At 63.3% G+C, this 9426-nt stretch carries 9 protein-coding genes and 1 tRNA gene; 9 read left to right on the forward strand and 1 reads right to left on the reverse strand.

The window, feature by feature from the left end; translation table 11 throughout:
- The first annotated feature begins 118 nt into the window (after nt 1-118).
- From NTZ43_04045 to NTZ43_04080, 8 genes are all read left to right on the forward strand, one after another.
- Complete coding sequence (locus NTZ43_04045; GenBank protein ID MCX5766385.1) at nt 119-2473, forward strand: bifunctional salicylyl-CoA 5-hydroxylase/oxidoreductase; 2355 nt, start codon at nt 119-121, stop codon at nt 2471-2473.
- Nucleotides 2474-3268, forward strand: coding sequence for an SDR family NAD(P)-dependent oxidoreductase (locus NTZ43_04050; protein MCX5766386.1), 795 nt, complete (start codon nt 2474-2476; stop codon nt 3266-3268).
- Nucleotides 3268-3852, forward strand: a complete 585-nt coding sequence (locus NTZ43_04055) for a MarR family transcriptional regulator (protein ID MCX5766387.1) — start codon at nt 3268-3270, stop codon at nt 3850-3852. Before NTZ43_04050 ends, NTZ43_04055 begins: the two co-directional genes overlap by 1 nt.
- On the forward strand, nt 3849-4700 hold the full coding sequence (locus NTZ43_04060) for an enoyl-CoA hydratase family protein (GenBank protein MCX5766388.1): 852 nt from the start codon (nt 3849-3851) through the stop codon (nt 4698-4700). Before NTZ43_04055 ends, NTZ43_04060 begins: the two co-directional genes overlap by 4 nt.
- Before the next feature lie 2 nt (nt 4701-4702).
- Nucleotides 4703-5872 carry an acyl-CoA dehydrogenase family protein gene (locus NTZ43_04065; protein ID MCX5766389.1) on the forward strand — a complete coding sequence of 390 codons (1170 nt, stop codon included), beginning with the start codon at nt 4703-4705 and terminating at the stop codon, nt 5870-5872.
- Complete coding sequence (locus tag NTZ43_04070; GenBank protein ID MCX5766390.1) at nt 5869-7485, forward strand: AMP-binding protein; 1617 nt, start codon at nt 5869-5871, stop codon at nt 7483-7485. Before NTZ43_04065 ends, NTZ43_04070 begins: the two co-directional genes overlap by 4 nt.
- Nucleotides 7486-7580: 95 nt before the next feature.
- Nucleotides 7581-8006 carry a thioesterase family protein gene (locus tag NTZ43_04075; protein MCX5766391.1) on the forward strand — a complete coding sequence of 142 codons (426 nt, stop codon included), beginning with the start codon at nt 7581-7583 and terminating at the stop codon, nt 8004-8006.
- A complete protein-coding gene (locus tag NTZ43_04080) occupies nt 7999-8409 on the forward strand; it encodes a RidA family protein (protein MCX5766392.1) in 411 nt (136 codons plus the stop codon). The genes NTZ43_04075 and NTZ43_04080 overlap by 8 nt, the downstream gene beginning before the upstream one ends.
- Before the next feature lie 104 nt (nt 8410-8513).
- Here the strand turns inward: NTZ43_04080 and NTZ43_04085 are convergent.
- A tRNA-Gln gene (locus NTZ43_04085) sits at nt 8514-8586 on the reverse strand.
- 107 nt (nt 8587-8693) lie between these two features.
- Here NTZ43_04085 and NTZ43_04090 point away from each other — a divergent pair.
- Nucleotides 8694-9203, forward strand: a complete 510-nt coding sequence (locus NTZ43_04090) for a putative metal-dependent hydrolase (GenBank protein ID MCX5766393.1) — start codon at nt 8694-8696, stop codon at nt 9201-9203.
- The last annotated feature ends 223 nt before the right edge of the window (nt 9204-9426 follow it).

Below are 9426 nucleotides of genomic sequence, written 5' to 3' on the forward strand. Positions count from 1 at the left end.
CATTCCCCTTCGTTCGGAAAAGCTGTACGTGGCCAGCGCTCAACGGCTTCCTGCCGCAAGATAAGCTTGACACCTAAACTATCAATACCTAAACTGAATAGCAATCAAGGAGAGGTGCATGCGCATCACCTGCGTTGGCGGCGGCCCGGCCGGATTGTATTTCGCGCTGCTCATGAAGTTGCAGAACCCGGCGCACGAGGTCGAGGTGCTGGAGCGGAACGCGCCTAGCGACACGTTCGGCTGGGGGGTCGTGTTCTCGGACCAGACGCTGGCCGCCTTGCGCGAGGCGGATGCCAAGACCGCCGACGCGATTCTGAGCGCGTTCAATCACTGGGATAACATCGACGTGCACGTCAACGGGCGCACCCTGCGCTCCGGTGGTCACGGCTTTTGCGGCATTGGCCGTATGAAGTTGCTGCAGGTGCTCCAGGCTCGCTGCGCGGAATTGGGGGTGAGGCTCCGCTATGAAACCGAGGCGCCGGACGACACCGCGATCGACGCCGACTTGATTATCGCGGCCGACGGACTGAACAGCCGACTCCGCGAGAAATACGCGGCGACGTACCAGCCCGACATCGACCTGCGGCACTGTCGCTTTGTGTGGCTCGGCACCTCCAAACTCTTTGAGGCCTTCACCTTCGATTTCCAGAAAACCGACGCTGGCTGGTTCCAGGCGCATGCCTACCGCTACGACGACACCACCTCGACCTTTATCGTCGAGGCGCCACAGGAGGTCTGGGCCGCGGCCGGCCTTGAACAGATGGGCAAGGACGAGAGCATCGCGTTCTGCGAGCGGCTCTTTGCCAAGGTGCTGGATGGCCACTCCCTGGTGTCCAACGCGGCCCATCTCCGCGGCTCGGCGCAGTGGATTCGGTTCCCGCGTGTCGTCTGCAAACAGTGGGTGCACCACAATGGTCGAGCCCCCGTGGTCTTGATGGGAGACGCCGCCCACACCGCGCATTTCTCGATCGGATCCGGCACCAAGCTGGCGTTTGAAGATGCGATTGCTCTGGCCCAGAACATCGCGGCGCATCCCGACGATCTACCCGGCGCCCTCGAGCAATATGTGGCGACGCGCTCCATTGACGTGTTGCGCATTCAGAACGCGGCGCGCAACTCCACCGAGTGGTTTGAGAACGTCGAACGCCACATGCAATTGGAACCGGAGCAGTTCGCCTATTCCCTGCTCACGCGATCGCAGCGCATTTCGCACGAGAATCTTCGCCTGCGCGACGCGGGCTACGTCGCGTCATTTGAGCACTGGCTTGCCGCTCGCTCAGGGCTCACGACCACCGTCGCCGTGCCGCCGATGTTCACGCCGTTTACAGTGCGGGGGCTCACGTTGCACAACCGCGTCGTGGTATCGCCAATGGCGCAGTACTCCTGCGTCGATGGCGTGCCCGGTGACTATCACCTCACGCACCTCGGCGCGCGCGCCCTCGGCGGGGCCGGACTCATATTTGCCGAGATGACGGCCCCCTCTGCGGACGGCCGCATCACCCCCGGCTGCCCCGGCCTGTACACCGATGCGCAAGGCGAGGCCTGGCAGCGCATCGTGCGTTTTGTGCATGCGAACAGCAGCGCCAAGATTGCCATGCAGCTCGGTCACGCCGGTGCCAAGGGTTCCACTCGCCTCGGGTGGGAAGGCATCGACCAACCGCTGGCCGAGGGCAACTGGCCGCTCATCTCGGCCTCGGAGCAGCAGTACCTCGCCGGTGTCAGTCAACGCTCGCTCGCCATGACACGCGCCGATATGGATCGCGTACTGACGGAATTTTGCGCGGCGACGGATCGGGCCACGGCGGCAGGTTTTGACTGGTTGGAGCTGCACTGCGCGCACGGCTACCTCCTCTCGAGCTTCCTCTCGCCGCTCACCAACCAGCGCCGCGATGAGTACGGAGGATCGCTCGAGCATCGCCTGCGCTACCCACTCGAGGTCTTTGCCGCACTCCGTGCCCGCTGGCCTGCTGACAAACCCATGTCGGTGCGCATCAGCGCACACGACTGGGTGGCCGGTGGCACCACAGTGGAGGACGCGGTGCAGATGGCCGCGGCATTCAAAGCAGCGGGTGCCGACGTGATGGATGTGTCGTCCGGCCAAGTGAGCAAGGAGGAGAAGCCCACCTTCGGCCGCATGTGGCAGACGCCATTCTCCGAGAGCATCCGCAATCGGGTGGGTGTCGCGACGATGGCCGTCGGTGCGATTTCCGAGGCCGATCATGTGAACAGCATCATTGCGGCGGGCCGCGCGGATTTGTGCGCGGTGGCACGTCCGCATTTGGCGAATCCCGCATGGACGCTCACCGAGGCCGCTCGCATTGGCTATACCGGTCCGCACGGACTGGCATGGCCGCGTCCGTATGTGTCGGGCAAGGCGCAACTGGAAAAAGAATTCGAACGTCAGCGCGCACAGTCCAGCCAGAACGCGGGGTTGTCCGCGCTTGAGCAAGCCAATCGAGCATTGGGAGTCTGAATGCCAAGCACACAGAGGTCGGGGCAGTCGGTGGAAGGGTTGCACGCAGTCGTCACCGGCGGCGGGAGCGGCATTGGTGCCGCCGTGGCACACGCGCTGCTCGAGGCTGGCGCGCGCGTGACGATGGTGGGACGCAACGCTGATCGCCTCCAGACGCAGGTGCTGGCGCTTGCCACCCTCGGCCACGCCGAGCAACAGGTGATGGACGTTGGCAATGAAGCGAGTGTGCAGAGCGGGTTTGCCGCGTTGGTGGCGCGGAGCGGCCCGGTCGATGTTCTCGTCAACAATGCAGGACAGGTAGAGACCGCTTCGCTGGCACGCACCTCGACCGACCTCTGGCAGCGTATGCTCCAGGTCAACCTGACGGGCACCTTTCTCTGCTCGCGTGAAGTGGTGACGGCCATGAGCACGCGTGGCTTTGGCCGCATTGTGAATGTGGCCAGCACGGCCGCGTTGACGGGCTACGCCTATGTGGCGGCGTATTGCGCCGCGAAGCACGGCGTCCTCGGACTCACGCGAGCGATGGCGTTGGAGTTCGCCGCGCGGGGCGTCACGGTCAATGCGGTGTGCCCCGGCTACACCGACACCGCCATCATCACGCGTGCCGTTCAGACGATTGTCGAGAAGACCGGGCGCAGCGACGCCGAGTCGCGCGCCGAATTTGCAGCGAGTAATCCGCAGGGCCGATTGATCACACCGCAGGAGGTGGCGGCTTCTGTATTGTGGCTGTCGCGGCGCGACAGTACGGCGATGAACGGCCAAGCGATCGCCGTGTGCGGCGGGGAGGTCATGTAATGGAAACCGTGCTCGATACGCTGGAGCCACAGGAACGGGATTTAGAATCGCGGGTGACCGGCGATGATCACCAAGCGCTCAAGTTGTGGCTCCGACTGCTGAGCTGTGCCAACCGGGTGGAACGGGTGATTCGTCACCGGCTCCGCCGCGACTTTGGCACCACGCTGCCCCGCTTTGATTTGCTCGCACAACTCGAGCGTCATCCGGATGGGTTGTCGATGCGCGAAATTTCACAGCGCCTGATGGTGACCGGCGGCAACATCACCGGCATCACCGATCAACTCGAAGCGGAAGGGCTCGTCTTGCGCGAAGCGCATCCGAGCGATCGGCGAAGTTTTTCGGTGAAGTTGACCCCAACGGGGCGGCGTCAGTTCAAGCGCATGGCGCGCACGCACGAGCAGTGGGTTGTGGAGCTCCTCGACGGGTGGAGCCCAAAAGAAAAGACTCAGCTGTATGCGTTGCTGGCGGGACTGAAGCAGCATTTGGCCGAGCCCGTCTTTGACACCTCTGTCGCGCCGTCGCCCAAACGGGCCGCTGCGCTCTCCGCAGTCTCCGCCAGTGCATCCAAGGAGTTCAAACGATGAGTCGCACCATGGACAGCCGCCTCGCGGCGGGCAACCGCGTGAGCCTCGCCGAGTACCAGCCCGCACACTTTACCTGGCAGCAAGAGGGCGCGGTCGGCATCATCACGCTGAATCGCCCCGAGCGAAAGAATCCATTGACCTTTGCCTCGTATGCCGAGCTGCGCGATCTCTTTCGCACGCTCTGCCAAGTGGAGGAGGTGCGCGCGATTGTGGTGCAAGGCGCTGGCGGCAACCTCTGCTCCGGCGGCGACGTGCATGAAATCATTGGACCGTTAACGGAAATGGGCATCCCCGACCTGCTCGCCTTCACTCGCATGACGGGTGATTTGGTCAAGGCGATGCGCGCCTGCCCGCAGCCGATCATCGCGTCAATTGATGGCGTCTGCGCCGGCGCGGGCGCCATTATGGCCATGGCCTCCGACCTGCGTGTCGGCACGGCGCGCAGCAAAACCGCGTTCCTCTTTACCCGCGTAGGGTTGGCGGGGTGCGACATGGGCGCCTGCTCCATTCTTCCGCGTTTGATTGGACAAGGACGTGCCGCGGAGTTGCTGTACAGTGGTCGCAGCCTCGGCGGCGACGAAGCGCTCAGTTGGGGGTTCTTGAATCGTGTGGCGGAGCCCGAGGCGCTGTTCACCGCCAGTGTCACCTGGGCGCAGGAGATTGCCGCGGGCCCGAGCTTTGGCCACGCGATGACCAAGAAGATGTTGCATCAGGAGTGGGCCATGGGCGTGGACGAGGCGATTGAATCCGAAGCGCAGGCGCAGGCGATCTGCATGATGACACAGGATTTCCATCGCGCGTATCACGCCTTTGTGGCCAAGGCGCGCCCTGAGTTCCAAGGAGACTGACCATGGCGGCGACGCAGCATCAGCAGTTGCAACATCTGCAGTGGCCGTTTTTTGATGCGCGACATCGCGAACTCGCGGCGTCGCTCGACACGTGGTGCGCCACACATCTCGATCAGGCGCACGGCGCGGACGTGGATACCGCCTGTCTCGCCCTCGTGCGCTCGCTTGGCGAGGGCGGCTGGTTGCGTCACGCGGTGGCGGGTCAGGCGTTTGGTGGTGCCACCGAGACGATCGACACGAGGGCGGTGTGCCTGCTGCGTGAAACGTTGGCCCGTTACAGCGGGCTCGCGGATTTTGCCTTTGCCATGCAGGGGCTCGGCTCCGGTGCCATCTCGCTGGCAGGCACGGAGGCACAGCGCGCGCAGTATCTCCCCCGCGTGGCGAGCGGCGCCGCCGTGGCGGCATTCGCGCTCTCCGAACCCGCGGCCGGATCGGACGTGGCCGCCCTTCAGTGTGCCGCCACGAAAGATGGAACTGCCTATGTGCTGAATGGCGAGAAGACCTGGATCTCCAATGGCGGCATCGCCGATTTCTACGTGGTGTTTGCGCGCACGGGTGAAGCGCCGGGCTCACGCGGGATCAGTGCGTTTATTGTGGATGCCGGACTTCCCGGATTTGAGATTACGGAACGCATTCAGGTGATCGCCCCGCACCCACTGGCTCGGGTGACGTTCACGAACTGCCGCGTGGCCGCGTCGCAGATGGTCGGCGCGCCGGGGGAAGGATTCAAAGTGGCAATGCGCACGCTCGACGTGTTCCGTACGTCGGTGGCCGCGGCGGCCGTGGGGTTTGCGCGGCGCGCGTTGCACGAAGGCGTTGCGCACGCCAAGCAGCGTGCGATGTTCGGCGGCACGCTCGCTGAGTTACCGCTGACGCAGGCCAAGCTGGCCGACATGGCCTGCACCGTCGACAGCTCGGCGCTCCTCGTGTACCGCGCCGCGTGGCAGCGCGATCAAGGACAGACCATTACGCGCGAAGCCGCCATCGCCAAACTCATGGCCACCGAGGGAGCGCAACGCGTGATTGATGCCGCCGTTCAACTGCACGGTGGCCGCGGTGTGCGGAGCGGTGAAATAGTGGAATCGCTGTACCGTGAAATTCGGGCGTTGCGCATTTACGAAGGCGCGTCAGAGGTGCAACAATTGATCATCGGCCGAGAGCTCCTCAAATGAACACGACCGCGCACCTCGACTCCTTTGCTCGCGACCACTTGCCGGCGCCGGCGCTCTGGCCGGAATTAATCTTTGAACTCCCCGAGTTGCAGTTTCCGGACCGATTGAACTGCGCGCACGAACTGCTCGATGCATGGATCGAGCGCGGCGAGGGAGACAGACTCTGTCTGCAGGGACTCGGCGTCCGTTGGAGTTATGCCGAGTTGCAGGCACGTGCCAATGCCATTGCCCAGGTACTGGTGGACGACATGGGACTCGTCCCCGGCAACCGTGTGTTGTTGCGCGGCGCCAACTCGCCGCAGCTCGCCGCGTGCTGGTTTGCGGTACAGAAAGCGGGCGGCATTGCGGTGGCCACAATGCCGCTGCTCCGCGCCAAGGAACTGTGTCAGGTGCTCGACAAAGCGCAGGTCACGCACGCGCTATGCGACGCACGGCTCAGCGACGAACTCGCGGTGGCGCAGCAGCAGTCGCCGACGCTCCGGCAGGTGCAGTTTTTTCACAGCGCCGAGCCAAGCGGCCTCGAGGCACGTGCGAGCACAAAGAGTGGTCAGTTCACCAACATCGATACCGCGTCCGATGACTGCTCGCTGATTGCCTTTACGTCTGGTACCACCGGTCAGCCGAAGGGCACGATGCATTTTCATCGTGACGTACTCGCCATCTGCCGTTGCTGGCCACCGCACGTGCTCAAGCCCACGGCGGACGACGTGTTCATTGGCAGTCCGCCTCTCGCTTTCACCTTTGGACTTGGCGGGCTGCTGCTTTTCCCAATGACCGTGGGCGCCTCCTCCGTGCTGCTCGAGAAGGCCTCACCCGACACGCTGCTCGCGGCCATTCCGCAGTATCGGGCCACCGTGCTCTTTACCGCACCCACCTCGTACCGCGTGATGGCTACGCAAGCCGCACAACACGACCTGACCAGTCTGCGGAAGTGCGTGAGCGCCGGCGAAACACTGCCGGCGGCCACCCGACAACTCTGGAAAGACGCCACGGGCATTGAGCTGATTGACGGCATTGGCTCCACGGAGTTGTTGCACATTTTTATTTCTCATACCGAGGCGCAGGCGCGCCCGGGTGCGACCGGCGTGCCGGTGCCAGGATATCGCGCGTGCGTCATCGACGAACAGGGCAACGTTCTCCCCGCCGGAAAAATTGGGCGACTGGCCGTCAAAGGTCCCACCGGCTGCCGCTACCTGGCCGACGATCGGCAGCAACACTACGTGCTCAACGGGTGGAACCTCACGGGCGACGCGTACTCTGTGGATGACGACGGCTTTTTTGTTTACCAGTCCCGCACCGACGATATGATCATCTCGGGCGGCTATAACATTGCCGGACCCGAGGTGGAGGCGGCGCTGTTAGCGCATCCCGCGGTCGCCGAATGTGCGGTGATCGGCGAGGCCACCGAGGAACGCGGGCAGATTGTGAAGGCCGTGGTGGTGCTGCGCGACGGGTTCGAGGCGGGGCCCGCCATGATCAAGACGTTGCAGGATTTTGTGAAAGCCAGCATTGCGCCGTACAAATACCCGCGCGCGGTTGAGTTCCGCACCAGCCTCCCGCGTACCGAAACGGGCAAGTTGCAACGCTTTCGTTTGCGCGGTCCCGACGCATGACCGCGCCAGCGCATTGCATCCAAGCGGTCGACGAATCGGCGACGCGGCGACATGCCAAGTACGCCAACGACCAACACTTTACTGAGGTTTGAGCCATGCAGGTTGTGTTTGAACGCCAGGACCTCGTTCGGTTTGGCCACTGCGATCCGGCTGGCATCGTCTACTTTCCGCGCTACTTCGAGATGCTCAATGCGTTGATCGAAGACTGGTTCACCGAAGGGCTTGGGGTGGACTTTGCGGAGTTTACCGGTACGCGCCGGATGGGAATTCCTACGGTCCACCTCACGACGCACTTCAAGCAGGTGAGCCGCGTGGGCGACCGATTGACGCAACGCATTGCGATCCAGAAAATCGGCCGCAGCTCGCTCGTGCTCAATACGGTGTTTGAGGCGAGCGATGGCGTCCGCGTGTCGTTTGAGCACGTCGTGGTGTGTACGTCGTTGGAGACACACCGTCCGATCCCCTTTCCACCCGATCTACGCAGCGCCCTCGAGCGGGCGATTGGAGCTTCGCATGCCTAACGCGCACAAGCAGGTTCTGCAGCCCGATGGTTGGGTTGCGCCACGCGGCTACGTCAACGGCGTGGCGGCCACGGGGCGGATGATTTTTGTCGCGGGTCAGGTCGGCTGGAATGCCGCCGGCCAGTTTGCCAGCGAGGATTTTGTGGATCAGGTGCGCCAAGCCCTGGAGAACGTCAAAGCCGTGCTGGCGGAAGGGGGAGCCGCTCCCGAGCATATCACGCGTATGACGTGGTATCTGACGGATAAGCGGGAGTACTCGGCACGCACCCGCGAGGTTGGAGAGGCCTATCGCCAAGTACTGGGACGCGAGTATCAGATTGCCATGTCGGCGGTCGAGGTCAGCGGGCTCATCGAGGACGGCGCCAAAGTGGAGATCGAGGTCACGGCCGTGGTGCCCGCGTAGGCTCGGCGGCTCCACGTCGGGTGGGGGAAACCAAGGCCCCCAGCGAAAGGCCGGCCCACAAAAAAAAGCGCCGTCCGGCAGTGGTTGCCGGACGGCGCTTTGAGTTGCCCCTCCAGGGGTCGAACCTGGACTCTTCTGCTCCAGAGGCAGACGTGTTGCCAGTTACACCAAGGGGCAATGCGAACTCCTGATTATCGGCAGTTGCGCCGCCAATCAGGAACCCGAATTCTAGCGTCCTCCCCCCGTCTGGGCAACCCATTGCGGGAGGCGCTACTGTATAGGATATGACCACAGACCTTCGGTTTCCCATCGGAAAGTTCGCCCGCCCCGCAGCCCTCACCGCCGAGGAGCGGACGGCCGCCATCGCGCGTATTGCGGCCCATCCGGCGGCGCTCCGCGCCGCCGTACAGGGGCTCGATGACGCACAACTCAACACCCCGTACCGCCCTGATGGTTGGACGGTGCGGCAGCTCGTTCACCATATGGCCGACTCGCACATCAACGCGTATGCGCGAACGCGCATGGCGCTGACGGAAGCGACACCCACGATCAAGCCCTACGACGAGGAGCCCTGGGCGGAACTGTGGGATGCCCGTTCGCTTCCGGTTGAAGTGTCGCTTGGCCTCGTGGATGGCTTGCACGAGCGTTGGGTGGCCCTGCTGCGACACCTCGAACCGGCGGCCTTTGCGCGGACGATGGTACATCCGGCGAACGGCCCTATGACGATTGATGTGCAGCTCGCGCTGTACGCGTGGCAAGGTTCTACCCCCCAAGATCGGTACTGTATGATGTAACTCATTGTTGTATCAGTGTTTAGTTTTAGTACACATACTGTTACTCCGGAACTATGGGTGTTCTTGCTTCTAGTAAGTCCATATGAGATGCACTGGGTTCGGTAGACAGGGAGTTAAGCTACTGCCGCCCGCTCGAAGTTGATCGGGCTCTTGTTGCCGAGGGTCGAGTGCCTCCGGGTGGGATTGTAGAAGCGCTCGATGTAGTCGAAGATGTCGGCCCGCG

It is taken from the genome of Gemmatimonadota bacterium (assembly GCA_026387915.1).
Lineage (GTDB): Bacteria > Gemmatimonadota > Gemmatimonadetes > Gemmatimonadales > Gemmatimonadaceae > Fen-1231.